This window comes from Mesorhizobium sp. M0410, assembly GCF_040321435.1.
Classification (GTDB): domain Bacteria; phylum Pseudomonadota; class Alphaproteobacteria; order Rhizobiales; family Rhizobiaceae; genus Mesorhizobium.
This window is the reverse complement of record NZ_JAMYRN010000009.1, coordinates 259,796-273,921: the sequence shown is the minus strand read 5'-3', so window position 1 is coordinate 273,921 and position 14,126 is coordinate 259,796. Positions and strand designations below refer to the sequence as shown.

Genomic DNA, 14,126 nt, shown 5'->3' with positions numbered 1-14,126 from the left:
CATCACGTTGCATTGCATCAAAGTGGAGACTTCGTTCATGACCCAATCCGCGGCAGGCGTCGTGGACGCTGTTCTGCACGACTCAGAAAAGCCCGCCCCACCGTCTGGTCCCGCATGGGGTGCGGTCATTTCGCTTTCCTTGGGTACCTTCGGGCTGGTGACGGCAGAGTTTCTTCCTGTCAGCCTGCTCACGCCGCTCGCGCATGATCTCGGTATCACCGAGGGAGCGGCTGGACAGGCGATGACGGCGACCGCTATCGTCGCGGCCATTTCGGCGCCGACGGTGGCCATCATCACAAAGCGCCTGGACCGCAGGATCGTCATGTGGACGATGACGCTGCTGCTGATACTGTCGGACGTTCTGGCGGCCGGCGCGTGGTCACTGGCGGTTCTCCTCACTGCACGCGTTGTGCTCGGCATAGCGCTCGGCGGCTTCTGGTCGATGTCGGCAGCACTGGCGATGCGGCTCGTTCCAAGCCACCTCCTGCCGCGCGCCATGTCGGTCATCCTCACCGGCGTTTCCGTGGCTACCGTTTGCGCAGCTCCAATCGGCGCTTATGTCGGCGATATCTGGGGATGGCGAAGCGCCTTCATGCTCGCCGCAGTCGGCGGCGCCGCTACACTGCTGGTGCAACTCATAACCATTCCGAGACTGCCTCCGATTGGAGTGGCTAGCTTCCGCAGCCTGCTGGATGTGGCTAAGATTCCGATGGTCAAGGTCGCGCTTGTGGTCGTCCTGCTTGTCGCTTCCGGCCACTTCGCCGGAATCACTTATATCCGCGCCTTCCTCGAGAAGATTCCCGCGCTGGACGTCGAGACGATCTCGCTTGTGTTGCTTGCTTTTGGCATCGCCGGATTCTTCGGCAATTTGGCCGGCGGGCTTCTGGCCGAGTACAGTCTCAAGGCAGTCGCGGCCCTTGCACCGCTGCTCATAGCGATAGCCGCTGTTTCGCTGCTGACGGCGGGAGCATCGGCCTTCGCCTCGGCGATTGCGGTTGCCGCATGGGGCTTTGCCTTCGGCGCGGTGCCGGTGGGATTACAGACGTGGATGGTGCGGCGGGCCGTTCCCGAGCAGGCCGAAAGCGCCGGTGTGCTGATGGTCGTAGCATTCCAAGTGGCAATCGCAGCCGGCGCGATTTTCGGCGGACTATTGGTGGACAATGCCGGGGTTACCAGTGCCATTGCCTACAGTGCTGTTGCCACGTTCCTCGCCGCCCTGACAGTGTTCCTGCTCGGCCCGAAGCGCGAAACCTAGACCGCCTGACAGGAGAGAGGTCTCAGCAGCGCAGCGGGACGAGAGATGCAATCGCATGCACGGCGCGGCGCGATCCTCCGCTTGCATGGACCAGCGGAAGCGCCTCGCCGGCTTCACCTCCGGGCCATGGCGACCTTCGCCGCCCGACACGTGAACCGCCATCTTGTTCACGGCGTCCCTTCGTCGGCCGACTGCACACCAAACGGACAGTCGCTCTCACCCTCACCCGTCCCTTGCCGGGACTTTCGCCGCAGCGGATACGGTTGTTCAACATCCTCGACTAGACGTTGGCAAGCGCCGTTTTCTGCCACCGGAACGGCTCGCCCGTCAGCCACATCTTGTGCAGGGTGGCTGCAACGCGGCGTGAAAGGGCGACGCGCGCCTTCGCGAGGCCGCGGTTCTTCGCAATCTTCATTGCCCTTGCCTTCATCTACGACCAAGTCCTCGGTCTCGTCGAAGGTGATCTGAGCAGCCAGGTAGAGCATGTGGCGATCGCCCATTTTGCTGATCCTCCCCGACAGATCAATTTCACCCGAGCTGTATCTGCGCGGCGGCGTAAGACCGAAATGCGCCCCAACCTTGCGCGAACGACATAATCGGGCAGGATCATCGACCAGCGCCAAGCTGTGCGTCACCGTGCACACGCGGCGTCAGGGCGTATCAACGCCGCCCGTATTAGCTCTCGTGAGGCGGCGGGCGCCAGTTGCGCTGCTGCCAAGCTGTAGCGAGGCACCAAACGCCAAAGCCCACCCAGACCAGCGCCTGTAGGAAAGGATCTGGGTGGTAGTCAAAAGGATCGGCGGCAAACAGCACGAAGGCCATTGCGAAGCACGAGAGGCCGATGCCAACGATCATGCCGGCCGCTTGCTGAAACGCTCGACCTGGTCGAGTTTCTCCCGATACTTTGCCCACGCGCCGTAGACTTCGTGGCAGAAGTCTTCGAATGCATGTTGAGCGTGCTCGTTAATGGTAACGCCGCTGTCTCTCACAGCGGCCATTGAGCCGAAAACATGCTCTGCGGCTAATTTCTTGGCTTCCTTGTGAGAGAAAATGTCGAAATCCGTTTCCACCTCCTTGCCGGTCGCAATGTGATAAAAAGACGGACTGGATCGCCGACCCTGGTCTTCTCGGTCATTAAACACGGCATCGAAAGCAGAATAACCTTCGTCAACTTTCCACTCGTGTCCGAGCACCTCCAGAACGCTTTTTGGTATTGCTGACACTTGTCCCTCCTCCGTTCCAAGCCGGCAATGAGACGCCAAAAACCTACGCGGTTCAAGACGCCCCCGCACACCCGGCGCGACCTTGTTTCAATGCTCTTCCCATGAAACACTTCCCTGGGGCTTTGGGGGTTTGAACGGCAAATGGATATTTTCGGCCGTCTTAGCGATTACGACGTGTTCGCCTACCTGCCGCAAGGCTTTTTCGTGCTGGCGGCTTTCGACTTTTTTTTCGGGACCAGCTTCGTCATTCACGCCAGCTGGGACGTGCCCACCGGCGTGTTTGTCCTGTTTCTTTCATACGCGGCAGGCCATCTGGTGGCGGGGCCTGCATCCCGGATCCTCGAGGCCGGCATTGTTCACGACATGCTGAAGCCGCCATCGGTTCACCTCCTGTCGCCCGAGCAGAGGGCCTCTTGGTTGTTGCGGTCTCTGCTGCCGGCCTATTTCACCCCTCTGTCACGGCCGACGCGCGCCCGCGTCCAGGCCGCGCTGGCGAAAGCCGGAACCTGCCTCCATGGCGACGAAGCCTATTGGGTAGCCTACACCGTGGCAAAGCGAGACGACCATGCAAAGCCGAGGCTTGAGAATTTTTTGAATGTCTATGGCTTTTGCCGCAACCTGTCGTTCATCGCGGCCGTCACCGCCGAGCTGCTGCTGGTGCAGGCTTTGGTCGCGCCGCGGCTGGATACGTTCGGCAGCGCCGCCCACGAAGTCATGGTGGCGGCAGGCTTCGCCCTCATCTCTTTTCAACTCTTCAAGCGGTATCTGAAATTCTACCGGCTATACAGCATTGAAGTCTTCGTCGCATTTGCGGCTGTCGAGGCGGACGCGACCTAAAATAACTCGGTGGGAAAACTCGGACGCTGCCGGGACGCCTCTTGCCTTTCTGGCTGTTTCAGCAACAGCTGAATAGGAAGAATGGCGGTTCATCAAAATGTTAGTAGAAATATTCGACGTTGAACACGGCGCTTGCGCGATTGCCACTTGTGACGATCAGACCAGGCTGATGCTGGACTGCGGCCAGAACGGCCTTACCGGCTGGCGGCCGGGCAACTATCTATACGATCGAGGGATCATGACCCTCGATATGCTGGCGGTCACCAACTACGATGAGGATCACGTTGCCGGCCTGCCAAATATGTATGATCGCAAAATCAACATCAACTGGCTTCTGAGAAACAAATCCGTTTCGTCAAAGACAATCCAAGCACTAAAGAGCGAAGACGGGATGGGAGCCGGAATCGCCAAATTGGTCGACGCTATCGATAACATCTTTACCGGCGGCACGGGCGGTGTGGCATCACCTGGGCCTTCGTTTGCTGGGATGACTAAGAAGGTTTTTTATAACGACTATCCAGCGTTCGACGACGAAAACAATCTAAGCATGGTCGTTCATCTCACCTGCAACGGAAAAGGGATCATGTTCCCTGGGGACTTGGAGCGTGCCGGCTGGTTGAAGCTTCTTGAGCTGGAAGATTTTCGCCAAGCTCTCCGAGACACCAACGTGTTGGTTGCGTCGCACCACGGGCGCGAAAACGGTTGCTGCGAGGAGATCTTCGAGTATTGCAAGCCGTACTATGTCGTCATTTCCGACAAGGGCTACATGTACGACACACAAAAGACGATCCCGTTTTATCGGCGATTCACCAAAAGCGGACCCTTCCGGAACGAGACACGCAACGTGCTCACCACTCGCAAAGACGGGTTGATTTCGTTCACTTTCAACTCCGATTCTTGGGGGCCATTTTAAGCTGACTATGAAGGCGTTAAGAGGGCTCGCAATCTCGACTGGAAGCCGACGTTCGAGCGCCGGTAAAGCTTTCCAAAATGTCAGGCGGCGGCACGAGACGCGACGAGCCTGAGGCTGTTTTAAGCGGCGGTGACCACGCGGCGTGGATATAGTCGGCGACTGTCATCCGATTCAGGTGGTACTGACGACAGAAAGTCCGCCAACCAATCCAACGCCGTGTTCCAGGCTACGCGCGCCGTAGCCTCCGTCTTGTGAAAAGCGGTGTTGATGATGATGGTCATGGTGTAGCCGCCGGTGTCCGCCTCAACAAAATTGGCTGGCTTCAATTCCCAATCGAACCGCACCTGCTCGGCGAATTTGTCGACGTGCAAGGCCCTATCGAAGTGGAAGAAGACAGGGAAATAGTCGGCCGCGTCGGCGATCTTGTCGGCGTCGTTGAAGGCGAACTCGACATAGCCGGAAAAACGAAAACCGCGGTCCTCGTTGATAGCCGGCCCCGCCGCTGCTGAACCCGAATAGGGCGCCGATCGCGCCGAAGATGCCACCGGCACGGGCTGTGCTGAACAAGCTATTCAGCGCCATGTCGAGCAGCTTGTCGGCGACCTTGTTCAAGGCGTTCGCCAGGCTTCCGCCGCCGACTTGCCTGAGCGCAAATTAGAAATGAAGCCGCCAAGCACGTCCTTGCCCAGGCCAACGTACTCTTCGGCACTCTGGCACGTCTTGCTGCTCGGCAAGCTGCCGGGTGGCGACACTGGCGTCCGCGTAGCTCTGGGCGAGCGCATCGGTCTTCGCTGATTCGTCGGGCGTGGTCGCTACGCCGGCCTTCTGGGCGGCTGTCAGAAGCTCTTGCCGGATGCAAGCTGTCTCGACGGCACGGCCGAAGTCATCCACCAGCGGATTGACGCCGGACTGGGCCGCCGTCACTGCCCGCAAAGCAGCAATCCTGCGTCTGGGCGATCTCGCGTTCGAAATCGTCGGGGCCTTTCACCTTAGTGCCGCCGCCGTTGCCCTTGCCACCACCGGTCACCGGATTACTCGGCAATGCTGATCGGCTCGACCTTCGGGGTCGCCGGCATCGCGAGCGCACAGCGTTCAAATCCTCGAAGGTGTCCGTCGACATTCGACAAGAGACACATGGCGCGGCGCGAGCGCTGGCGCTGTACAACCTACGAAGCGGCTCTCAATCCGAGGCGATGCCGTCCTTGATCCGTGTGAGGCGGCTTTCGCCTTCCTCCGGGCCGAAGCAGCTTTCGAAATCATTGCATTCCAGGCAACTGGGCGCGCTGCAGAGCGAAAAACCTTCGGCCTCGCAGAGCTTGCGGTAAAAGTACTTCTTCCATTTCATATTTTGGGTGTTGCCGGCCGCCAGCGTCGGAAAATGCGAGGCGAGCAGGCGGCCGAGCTCGGTCCGATTAAAAAGGCCAAGCTCCTGCCAGAGGTGGTCATTGCGCATGGCACGCCGGGCGATGATCCTGGCGAAGCGGGCGCTCGTCGGGTCGCCAGGTCGGGCATGCGCCAACAGCAGTCCATGCAGAAGTTCTTCCTCCAGATCCGGCTCGGGCTCGCTCACCTCTTTCAAGGCAAACGCGTTGATAGGAATAGCAGGGAAACAGCGGGACAGGACATCGCGCAGCTCGGCGCGCGAAAGTCCGGTTGCCTCCGTCGCAGTCGCCTCGCCGGCCTCGATCTCCTCGAGCGCACGTGAAAGCACACAGGCAAGCACATGCTGGTCGAACCTCCTCTCCAGCTCGATCTGCGGCCATTGGCCGGTGCTGAGCCGGGCATAATGTTGGGCAAATATGGTGCGTTCTCCTGGTTTGTCCTATCAAATCATGCAGAGATCCGGCCTGCCGCAACATGGGTCGGGCAGTTCTTCGGGTATACGCAGTCGCGGATCGCCTCGCGGTCGAGTAGTTCGGCAATTTTCGTCTGGTCCATCGGCTCTGTCGCAAATTCTGTGATTGGAAGAGGCGTTTCGCGAGCCCCCGCCCTGCCGTTTGCGCCTCATGGGGAACACTGGCGCCGGAAATGCCCCCGCAGAGTTGGAGGTGGACCGTGCAGGACAAACGTCGCGTGCTGAGTGCGGCCACATGGTCGGCCCCATTCAAGCCCGCCAGACTCTCGGTTGAATGAGTCCTCACAGCGGGCAGCGGGTGAGTTCCAGCGCACGTTCAGGACAGGATCGCGCGCCCCGCGATGCAGGCAGTTCCTCCCCTTCCGCAACTTCAATGTCACCAGGCAGGATGTACCCCTCGTCATCAAGCTTGAAGATGTCCGGCGCTTGCGCCGCGCATCGCGCGTGACCCTGGCATTTGGCCTTTTGGACGATGATGCGCATGGCGGTGCCTCATTGTCTGTGCCCCGGCTCGGGGCGGGCCTAAGACCAGTCCAGGATCAAATTTTCGATCCCGAACACATGGCCCCCAGAGGTTATCGGTGCCGTACCCTGCTTGATCCTGAAAGGTGGGATGCGCGCCAGCCACTCCTCCAGGCCAATGACAATCTCCCGCCGGGCAAGGTGTGAGCCAAGGCAACGGTGGGGACCATAGCCAAACGCTGCGTGGCGGTTGTCCTCTCGCTCCAAATCGATCGTGTTGGGGCATTCGAATTCCGCCGGGTCACGATTGGCAATCATCGTGGCGCAGGAAACATAGTCCCCCTTCCGGATCGGCGCGCCTTCGAAGTCGATATCTTTCGTAGCCACGCGGATCAACTGAATGGGCGGATAGGCCCGCAGCAATTCTTCGGTTGCAAGCGGGATGCGGTCCGGTTCGCTCCGCAGCAATTGCTGATCTTTGAGGTTCCGCGCGAGGTACGCCAAGTCAAAGCCTATAGCTGCTGCGACCGTGTCGAGCCCAGCGACGAAGACAAGCACGCCGATGCCGCGGACTTGGGTGTCCGTCAGCCGGCGGCCCTCGACCTGTGCCTGCACGATAAAGGTCATGAAATCGTCAACCGCCTCCTGGCGGCGCATGGCTGCAAGTTCGTCGATGAATGCCACGATCGTCCGGGCAGCCACAGGTCGTTCCTTATCGTCGCCGTGGAGCAGATCTTTCCCCCAGCCGACGAATGTATCGAGTCGGTCATCGGGCAACCCCAGAAAGCGAAGAAAGGTGCTCACCGCGAAAGGAAAGGCAAAATCCTTCATCACGTCGCAGCTTGTGCCCGACGCGGCGATCCTTTCGATCAGCTCGACCGCCCGTTCGCGGACAGCCGGTTCCAAAGCCAACACCCGCTTTGGCGAAAGCAGCGGATTGAGCAGTGAGCGAAAGACGCCATGGGCCGGTGGATCGAGCTCAAGCGGGATCGTCGGCCAGTTTTCACCCAGTATGGAGGAGAAGATGCTGCGATGGCTGGAAAAAGTCTCTGCGTCCTGCAGCACCTTCCGCTGGTCCGCGGCACGGGTGATGACCCAGGTACCCCGGCCATCTTGCGTGTTGTAGCGGGAGTAAAAGATCGGAGGCCCGTCATGTACGCAAGCGACAGCTGCGTGTGGATCCCCGTTGGGTGTTGGTGGCATCCCTGGCGATGTAAACAGGCTGAAGTCCCTCACCATTTCGGGCGGGACATGATCTGGAACGGGGTTGGTCGCCATTTTGTTTTCTCTACATTGGCGTTCATGGCTCGATTGAGATTGCACCGCTGTTCATAAAGTCGATTTCCAGCATGGGCACGTCTCTTGTCGGGCGCCTTCTAGATTCTGTCGCCTGATACAGCCCACCTGCACCAGCGCGGATGAGATCGGTTGCGAAGTCGATCAGAAGGGGCATCTCCGCCGCGCTGCGGTCATGAAGCAAAGCCGCCGCTTATCCCCGTTAGGGTTGAGAAGCTGGTCAATCACCTCTGAGCTCCGTGACGCACTGCTGATGCCCTGCTGATCAAATTGTCGAAGCAAGTCGCGTGCCGGATAAGCGTACCCATGGCGCTGCACCAAGCAATGCCAGCCTGCACTAGGCCCGCCGCTGATGATCACCTGTCCATCATTCTTAGGACAACGTCCGACAACCGACATCCGTGGTCGGTTTTGTCGAGTCCGCGACATCGGGCTGTTCGGCTTGGCTGCTGCTGCACAGCCTTCCGGTCGACGAGCGAGGAGATCGCTCGCACGGCCCGGATTGAGCAACGACGCGATCCAGCGCAAGGTTCGGGTGCGGTCCGACAAGACCCGGCCGCGCTTCCGCTTCGGTTCGGCGCTGATGGCATATGCGTTGTTGTAGCCGCTGCAAGGATTTCCGGTCAGACGAGCGATGCACTCGTGCGCAGCGATCCGGCCGGCGACGAGCCTGACTGTATCGATGCGGTCAATTCCGGCGTGCACACCTGACCGTGCGTATGCGCTAACACGGCAAGCTCTATCGCACATGGACCTATATTTCCTCGCGAGCCGCTGTCGGAACGTGGTGCCGAGTCCTATGGCGGCCGGTTCAATCCGAGGGCCTGTCGGCACTCTACACATCCCGGTCGGTCGGACCGGGAACGCGTGGCAGACTCTCGGCCAGAAACCGCCAGTCGCTGCGCTCGCGTTCGCCTTCCTTGCGCGTGCCGAAGAACTGGACGATCATCTTGCCGTCGGCGCCATAGGCTTCAACGGACGTGACGTGACCGTCCCTCGTCGGCTTGCGCACGGCCCAGACCTCGCGGATGTGATGAGTCCTAAGATGGAGATGGAAGTTCTCGTCGAGCACATTGATCCGCGGCCCGATCTGCTTGACCGACTTGATCGGGCCGGAATGGATCTGGATGCAACCACGATTGCCGACAAAGCACATGATCGGCATCTCGTCTTCGGCCGCCTGTTGGAACAGGGCGCCAACGGCATCATTGTCGAGCAGCCAGGCGTAATCCTCGTCGGCCATACGCATCGCCTGGCAGCGGCTGAGCTTCAGGGTCTTCAACATATGGTAGAACTGATGCACGTCGCTCAGCCGGCTCCAGTGCTCGCGTAGGTCGTCGACCGTGGCGGCTTGGTCTGGACTCACTGCATTATCGAGCGCCCCGCTCGCCTCGACCGATATGATCGGCTCCTGGTCGGAGGATACAAGCTCTGCCGCCAGATTCTGATAGGCGTGCAGGTTCGAGGCGGGCCTGAGATGTACTTTGTGCATCGCCTCGCCGGTGGCATCAAAGAATTGCAGGCTGCGGCGGATCTCGGCTCCCTCGCGCTTCTCGACGGCGAAGCCATACGCCCACGCTTTCGGGAAGATGCGCAGGTCGATCTCGTCGCCGAGCACCATGGCATGCGGGTTGCCGGTGACCACTTTGTCGTAGACGCCGATCTTTTGGTGCACGGCACTTTGGTTGCGGGTGACCGCCATCACCTCGCCGACCGCTTCGAGGCCGGTCAGCAGATCATCGACGCGCGGCTCGATGCGCACCGCGCCGTGACCACAATGCGCCGCGACCAATTCGGCTTCCGAAATGCCCAATCGAGCGGCGAGATCATGCTCCCGGATTTTCGGATTGTCTTCGCACGCCCGCCGGATTTCGTCCGGCGACGGTTTCTCGCGCTGGTCCATGTCTTACCCCTGCTTCCACCTACGTGTGAGGATCAGCTGCCCTGCCGGTGAATCTTCAGCCGATCGGGCGCGCCGTAATGCTCGACCCTGATCTGCTGCTGGCCCGTGAACAAAGTGTCGCTGGACAGCGTGCGCACGTCGTCGCACCCGCGCGAAAACCGGGGGTGCTATCGGAGCGGCGAGACCCGAGTGACACGAGCAGGCACATGCCGATGGAATCTCATCGAGCCGGTCGGTGGCCACCGGGCGGTGGTGAGCGATTGTGGGTGTTGTCGCAATCGGCCAATCGGTCATTCGGATGCCACGGGAGGCGCTGCTTCGCCAAACAAAGCGTGTCTGACCCAGTCCTGACATGTTGCTCCCTTGCTTCGCCGCATCGATCGCGAGGGCACCCACGACACGATTGTGGATCGGCAGTCTCTTGCCACCTCGCCAGTGGAGCTTCAAAAACCGTGCCAATTGCGCCGAAGCAAGCTCAGAAGGAGTCTTCTGTAATGGTCATTGGTTTAATGTGAGTTCAGCCAACAACTCAGGCCCAACATCCCGCGTGGCGGACCCGACAAACCCGACAGTACGTGTCGGTTGGCCGACACCTTCGCAGCAATGGACTCACAAGAATCACCGCAGGGTCAGAGATGCCGCGCTGTGTTGAAACGGTTTTCGCTTTGGCACGGTGCATGCAGCGTGATGCGCAAGCAGGTCCCGGACTGAGGAGAATGGAGCCATGATTACGCTCACCGACAACGCTGTTGCCGCCATCAAGACTGCTCTTTCCCGCGCCCAAGAGCCGGCGGAAGGCTTTCGCATCATGGTCCAGGCCGGCGGCTGCGCCGGCTTCAAATACTTAATGGGCCTGGAGAGCGTGTCGCGCGAGGGCGACGCGATCACCGAGACAGATGGGATCAAGCTGTTCGTGGACGCGGGCTCCCAACCGCATGTTGCCGGCATGACCGTCGACTTCCTCACCGGGCTCGAATCTTCCGGCTTTGTCTTCGATAACCCCAACGCGCGCGAGAAGTGCGGCTGCGGCAAGTCCTTCAGTTGATCGCCCGAAGCGCCTGTGCGGGTCCATGAAGCGATTGCCGCGGACGGACTCATTTGCGGCAGAGGAGGCTTATATGGCCGGCACAACAGATGTCCCTGTCCTCAAGAACAAGGCAAGGTCGAAGCCGATCTTGGGACCGGCAATCGCTTCAGGTAGGACGCAAAGAACGTCGCCTCCCGAAACAGTTCGGTTCCTGGTGGCACCCAAGCTGCTGGCCGCCAAATCGCGCCGCTGCGCCAAATTCGGCTTATCGATAACGTTGTCGTGTTCGGGCGTCCTTACCTGCGGGCTGACGGCGGCGACTGCGGACTTGTCCATGTCGACGCCGATCCGGTCTACGTCAAACTCTCGGGCGTCTGCGCCGGCTGCCAGTTCGGGCCCATCATCATCAACGGCATACGCCAGAGGCTCAATGAGGCGGTCGCGCGCTCGCGTCATTCCGGTCAACTGAGGATCGCACATGAAACCTGTCTACCTCGACAACAACGCAACCACACGGGTCGATCCTGAGGTCGTGCAAGCGATGTTGCCGTTCTTTAGGGATCAATTCGGCAACCCTTCGTCGGCGCACGCTCTTGGCGCCTCAGTCAGTGCGGCGGTGAGAAAGGCGCGGAGGCAGTTGCAAGCTCTGATCGGCGCGGAGTTCGACGATGAGATCACCTTCACCTCGGGTGGGACAGAAAGCGACAATGCAGCGCTTCTTTCGGCGCTCGAGGCGGCGCCCAACCGAACCGAGATCGTGACGTCCGCGGTCGAGCATCCCGCCGTGCTGACGCTCTGCGCGCATCTTGAGAAGACCCGCCGCGTCAAGGTGCACAGGATCCCGGTGGATTGCCGTGGCCGGCTCGACCTCGACGCCTATATGGCCGCCCTCACCCCACAGGTCGCAATCGTCTCGATAATGTGGGCGAACAATGAGACTGGTGTGATCTTCCCCGTGGCCAGGCTTGCCGAGTTGGCCAAGGAAGTGGGCACCCTTTTCCATACCGATGCTGTGCAGGCGGTCGGCAAGCTTCCGATGGACCTGAAGTCGACCGCAATCGACATGCTGTCGCTCTCCGGCCACAAGCTGCACGGGCCGAAAGGGATCGGCGCGCTTTTCGTAAAACGTGGCGTCAATTTCCACTCGCTGATCAAGGGGGGCCACCAAGAACACAACCGGCGTGCTGGCACCGAGAATACGCCCGGCATAGTCGGGCTCGGCATGGCGGCCGAACTCGCCTTGAAATTCATGGACGACGAGACCACACGGGTAAAGTCGCTCCGCGACCGTTTAGAGGACGGGATTCTCCAGCGCATCCCAAGCACCTGTGTCACTGGTGATCCCCTGGAACGGTTGCCCAACACCGCAAACATCTCCTTCGAACATCTCGAAAGTGATGGAATTCCACTCCTCCTCAGCCGCGTGGGCATCGCGTGTTCCTCCGGCTCCGCCTGCACCTCCGGCTCTCTGGAACCGAGCCATGTCCTGAGCGCGATGAAAACGCCACACGCGGCAGTCCGCTTCTCCTTGGCGCGGGACAACGGCGAAGCGGACGTCGACCGGGTGCTCGAGGTCATGCCGGCAATCGTGGAGAAGCTGCGTGGCTTTCCCAGTTCTGGGCCGGGTAAGCGAAGCTCCGAAGACGTTCAATCCGGTCTATGCCTGAGCGGCGGCAGAACAGGCTACCGTCCATGACCCGTCATGTCTTTCTCAACGATACGACCTTGCGCGATGGCGAGCAGGCGCCCGGCGTCGTCTTTACCACGACGGAAAAGCTGGAGATCGCCGAGTCTCTTGCGGCGGCCGGCGTCACAGAGATCGAGATCGGCACGCCGGTCATGGGCGCCGACGAGATCGAAACAATTCGCGCCGTGGTCGCGCGGTGTCTCCCGGTTCGGCTCATGGCCTGGTGCCGGATGACGTTGCTGGATCTCGATGCAGCGATCGAGAGCGGCGTCCACGCCGTCAATCTATCGCTGCCTGCCTCGGACATCCAACTTGCCGCCAAGCTCGGCCTCGATAAGGCGGGAGCGCTCCAGGTCATCGAACATATGGTCAGACGCGCAGCCGCCGCCGGCTTCTTCGTCGCGGTGGGCTGCGAGGATGCCTCGCGGGCCAATCGGGATCATCTCGCCCGCGTCATCGAGACGGCTGCACGCGCCGGCGCAAGCCGCGTCAGGCTAGCCGACACAGTCGGCGTTCTCGATGCGTTTTCGACCTTCGAACTTGTCGCCCAGCTCGTGGCGCAGTCTCCAATCGACCTTGAATTTCATGCGCACAACGATCTCGGACTTGCTGCCGCCAACACGCTGGCCGCGATCCGCGCAGGCGCGCGCCATGCCTCCGTCACCGTCCTGGGGCTCGGCGAGCGTGCGGGCAATGCCGCGCTGGAAGAGGTGGCCGCCGCGATGGCGGTCCTCGACGGCGCGGATACCGGCATCGAGCTGACCGCATTGCCCGACCTCGCCGCCCAGGTGGCTTGGGCCGCCCGCCGGCAGACCGCGGCCATTAAACCGGTCGTCGGCGCCGATGTTTTCACGCACGAATCCGGCATTCACGTCGCAGGGCTGCTGAAGGACTCGCGCACTTATCAGGGGCTCGATCCGGCTCTCGTCGGCCGCTGCCGGCGTATCGTCATCGGCAAGCATTCCGGCGCCACTGCGATTGCCCATGTGCTGAGCGAAAGCGGTCGCGATCTCGACCCGGATCTGGCAGCCGCGATGGTGGCCCGCGTCCGGCGCGAGGCGGCCGAGACCAAATCGACCGTCACTGCAACTCAACTGGTCGAGCTCTACGATGGAATGTGCAGCGAGGCATCCCTCGCGGAGCTGTGCGGGTCCAGGTCAGCCGTGCGCGAGCGCACCGACACCACAGTTTTCCGACCAGGGAGAATGCAATGAATTGTTCCGCTGACAGCCGCCCCATCGACGTCACCGACATCCTCGCACGACTGAAGCGCCTGTCGGCTGCGGAGGAGTTCTTTGCAGTCCTTGGCGTCTCCTATGACCCGAAAGTGCTGAATGTCTCGCGGCTCCATATCATGAAGCGCGTGGGCCAATACCTTGCCGAAGAAGATTTCTCCGGTCTGCCCGACCAGGTGATTGCCGCGCGGGTGCGCGCGACGCTCGAACGCGCTTACGAGGACTTCGCGATTTCCTCGCCGCTCACGCATCGGGTCTTCAAGGTGCTCAAAGACCACGATCCGAACAAACCTGCCACGCCGGGCCGCACCTTTGTCCCGTTCGACTCCGTACTGAAGCGGTTCGGACAGGAATGACCGCGACACGGGTTGCGACGCGACAATGTCGAGAAGCCGACAAATCCGGTCATCACCACGGCGCCCCCAGAAGCAAC

Annotated in this window: 17 protein-coding genes; 9 read left to right on the top strand and 8 right to left on the bottom strand. The window is 60.8% G+C overall.

Annotation, left to right across the window (positions count from 1 at the left end; all coding sequences use genetic code 11):
- The first annotated feature begins 37 nt into the window (after positions 1 to 37).
- Positions 38 to 1,255, top strand: a complete 1,218-nt coding sequence (locus NKI63_RS16230; protein ID WP_352822275.1) for an MFS transporter — start codon at positions 38 to 40, stop codon at positions 1,253 to 1,255.
- Positions 1,256 to 1,422: 167 nt separating this feature from the next.
- Here NKI63_RS16230 and NKI63_RS16225 read toward each other — a convergent pair whose 3' ends face one another.
- Genes NKI63_RS16225 through NKI63_RS16215 form a run of 3 tightly spaced genes read right to left on the bottom strand, consistent with a single transcriptional unit; the run spans position 1,423 to position 2,478 of the window.
- On the bottom strand, positions 1,423 to 1,878 hold the full coding sequence (locus tag NKI63_RS16225) for a transposase (RefSeq protein WP_502900476.1): 456 nt from the start codon (positions 1,876 to 1,878) through the stop codon (positions 1,423 to 1,425).
- A 52-nt stretch (positions 1,879 to 1,930) separates the two neighbouring features.
- Positions 1,931 to 2,110 carry a hypothetical protein gene (locus NKI63_RS16220; RefSeq protein ID WP_352822269.1) on the bottom strand — a complete coding sequence of 60 codons (180 nt, stop codon included), beginning with the start codon at positions 2,108 to 2,110 and terminating at the stop codon, positions 1,931 to 1,933.
- On the bottom strand, positions 2,107 to 2,478 hold the full coding sequence (locus NKI63_RS16215) for a hypothetical protein (RefSeq protein WP_352822266.1): 372 nt from the start codon (positions 2,476 to 2,478) through the stop codon (positions 2,107 to 2,109). The genes NKI63_RS16220 and NKI63_RS16215 overlap by 4 nt, the downstream gene beginning before the upstream one ends.
- A gap of 141 nt (positions 2,479 to 2,619) precedes the next feature.
- On the opposite strand from NKI63_RS16215, the gene NKI63_RS16210 reads away from it, so the two are divergent.
- Both NKI63_RS16210 and NKI63_RS16205 read left to right on the top strand, forming a co-directional pair.
- On the top strand, positions 2,620 to 3,315 hold the full coding sequence (locus tag NKI63_RS16210) for a hypothetical protein (RefSeq protein ID WP_352822263.1): 696 nt from the start codon (positions 2,620 to 2,622) through the stop codon (positions 3,313 to 3,315).
- A 97-nt stretch (positions 3,316 to 3,412) separates the two neighbouring features.
- Positions 3,413 to 4,228: a ComEC/Rec2 family competence protein gene (locus tag NKI63_RS16205; RefSeq protein ID WP_352822262.1), complete on the top strand. Its 816-nt coding sequence runs from the start codon at positions 3,413 to 3,415 to the stop codon at positions 4,226 to 4,228.
- A gap of 119 nt (positions 4,229 to 4,347) precedes the next feature.
- On the opposite strand, the gene NKI63_RS16200 is transcribed toward NKI63_RS16205, so the two are convergent.
- Complete coding sequence (locus NKI63_RS16200; RefSeq protein ID WP_352739012.1) at positions 4,348 to 4,779, bottom strand: hypothetical protein; 432 nt, start codon at positions 4,777 to 4,779, stop codon at positions 4,348 to 4,350.
- A gap of 302 nt (positions 4,780 to 5,081) precedes the next feature.
- Between NKI63_RS16200 and NKI63_RS16195 the strand changes: the two genes are divergently transcribed.
- Positions 5,082 to 5,276, top strand: a complete 195-nt coding sequence (locus NKI63_RS16195) for a hypothetical protein (RefSeq protein ID WP_352822259.1) — start codon at positions 5,082 to 5,084, stop codon at positions 5,274 to 5,276.
- Positions 5,277 to 5,408: 132 nt separating this feature from the next.
- Here NKI63_RS16195 and NKI63_RS16190 read toward each other — a convergent pair whose 3' ends face one another.
- From NKI63_RS16190 to NKI63_RS16175, 4 genes are all read right to left on the bottom strand, one after another.
- A complete protein-coding gene (locus tag NKI63_RS16190) occupies positions 5,409 to 6,029 on the bottom strand; it encodes a nitrogen fixation protein NifQ (protein WP_502900478.1) in 621 nt (206 codons plus the stop codon).
- A gap of 336 nt (positions 6,030 to 6,365) precedes the next feature.
- On the bottom strand, positions 6,366 to 6,566 hold the full coding sequence (locus NKI63_RS16185) for a ferredoxin (RefSeq protein ID WP_352822256.1): 201 nt from the start codon (positions 6,564 to 6,566) through the stop codon (positions 6,366 to 6,368).
- 39 nt (positions 6,567 to 6,605) lie between these two features.
- Positions 6,606 to 7,823 carry a cytochrome P450 gene (locus tag NKI63_RS16180; RefSeq protein ID WP_352822254.1) on the bottom strand — a complete coding sequence of 406 codons (1,218 nt, stop codon included), beginning with the start codon at positions 7,821 to 7,823 and terminating at the stop codon, positions 6,606 to 6,608.
- Between the two features lie 853 nt (positions 7,824 to 8,676).
- Entirely contained in the window at positions 8,677 to 9,744 is a 1,068-nt protein-coding gene (locus NKI63_RS16175) for a hemin-degrading factor (RefSeq protein ID WP_352494970.1), read from the bottom strand.
- A gap of 724 nt (positions 9,745 to 10,468) precedes the next feature.
- Between NKI63_RS16175 and NKI63_RS16170 the strand changes: the two genes are divergently transcribed.
- The 5 genes from NKI63_RS16170 (at position 10,469) to nifW (ending at position 14,049) form a co-directional block, all read left to right on the top strand.
- Positions 10,469 to 10,789 (top strand): HesB/IscA family protein, encoded by a 321-nt coding sequence (locus NKI63_RS16170; RefSeq protein ID WP_352506805.1) that lies wholly within the window; start codon positions 10,469 to 10,471, stop codon positions 10,787 to 10,789.
- Positions 10,790 to 11,053: 264 nt separating this feature from the next.
- Positions 11,054 to 11,299 (top strand): NifU family protein, encoded by a 246-nt coding sequence (locus NKI63_RS16165; RefSeq protein ID WP_352472419.1) that lies wholly within the window; start codon positions 11,054 to 11,056, stop codon positions 11,297 to 11,299.
- Positions 11,250 to 12,467 carry a cysteine desulfurase NifS gene (gene nifS, locus NKI63_RS16160; protein WP_352822251.1) on the top strand — a complete coding sequence of 406 codons (1,218 nt, stop codon included), beginning with the start codon at positions 11,250 to 11,252 and terminating at the stop codon, positions 12,465 to 12,467. Before NKI63_RS16165 ends, nifS begins: the two co-directional genes overlap by 50 nt.
- On the top strand, positions 12,464 to 13,672 hold the full coding sequence (gene nifV, locus NKI63_RS16155; protein WP_352822249.1) for a homocitrate synthase: 1,209 nt from the start codon (positions 12,464 to 12,466) through the stop codon (positions 13,670 to 13,672). Before nifS ends, nifV begins: the two co-directional genes overlap by 4 nt.
- Positions 13,669 to 14,049, top strand: coding sequence for a nitrogenase stabilizing/protective protein NifW (gene nifW, locus NKI63_RS16150; RefSeq protein ID WP_352491471.1), 381 nt, complete (start codon positions 13,669 to 13,671; stop codon positions 14,047 to 14,049). The genes nifV and nifW overlap by 4 nt, the downstream gene beginning before the upstream one ends.
- Positions 14,050 to 14,126: the final 77 nt, after the last annotated feature.

Excerpts from the sequence above, each read along its gene's own strand:
- NKI63_RS16195 (WP_352822259.1), top strand. The coding sequence starts at position 5,082 with ATGCAAGCTGTCTCGACGGCACGGCCGAAGTCATCCACCAGCGGATTG.
- nifS (WP_352822251.1), top strand. The coding sequence starts at position 11,250 with ATGAAACCTGTCTACCTCGACAACAACGCAACCACACGGGTCGATCCT.
- NKI63_RS16205 (WP_352822262.1), top strand. The coding sequence starts at position 3,413 with ATGTTAGTAGAAATATTCGACGTTGAACACGGCGCTTGCGCGATTGCC.
- NKI63_RS16220 (WP_352822269.1), bottom strand. The coding sequence starts at position 2,110 with ATGATCGTTGGCATCGGCCTCTCGTGCTTCGCAATGGCCTTCGTGCTG.
- NKI63_RS16180 (WP_352822254.1), bottom strand. The coding sequence starts at position 7,823 with ATGGCGACCAACCCCGTTCCAGATCATGTCCCGCCCGAAATGGTGAGG.
- NKI63_RS16170 (WP_352506805.1), top strand. The coding sequence starts at position 10,469 with ATGATTACGCTCACCGACAACGCTGTTGCCGCCATCAAGACTGCTCTT.
- NKI63_RS16230 (WP_352822275.1), top strand. The coding sequence starts at position 38 with ATGACCCAATCCGCGGCAGGCGTCGTGGACGCTGTTCTGCACGACTCA.
- nifV (WP_352822249.1), top strand. The coding sequence starts at position 12,464 with ATGACCCGTCATGTCTTTCTCAACGATACGACCTTGCGCGATGGCGAG.
- NKI63_RS16210 (WP_352822263.1), top strand. The coding sequence starts at position 2,620 with ATGGATATTTTCGGCCGTCTTAGCGATTACGACGTGTTCGCCTACCTG.
- NKI63_RS16185 (WP_352822256.1), bottom strand. The coding sequence starts at position 6,566 with ATGCGCATCATCGTCCAAAAGGCCAAATGCCAGGGTCACGCGCGATGC.
- nifW (WP_352491471.1), top strand. The coding sequence starts at position 13,669 with ATGAATTGTTCCGCTGACAGCCGCCCCATCGACGTCACCGACATCCTC.
- NKI63_RS16175 (WP_352494970.1), bottom strand. The coding sequence starts at position 9,744 with ATGGACCAGCGCGAGAAACCGTCGCCGGACGAAATCCGGCGGGCGTGC.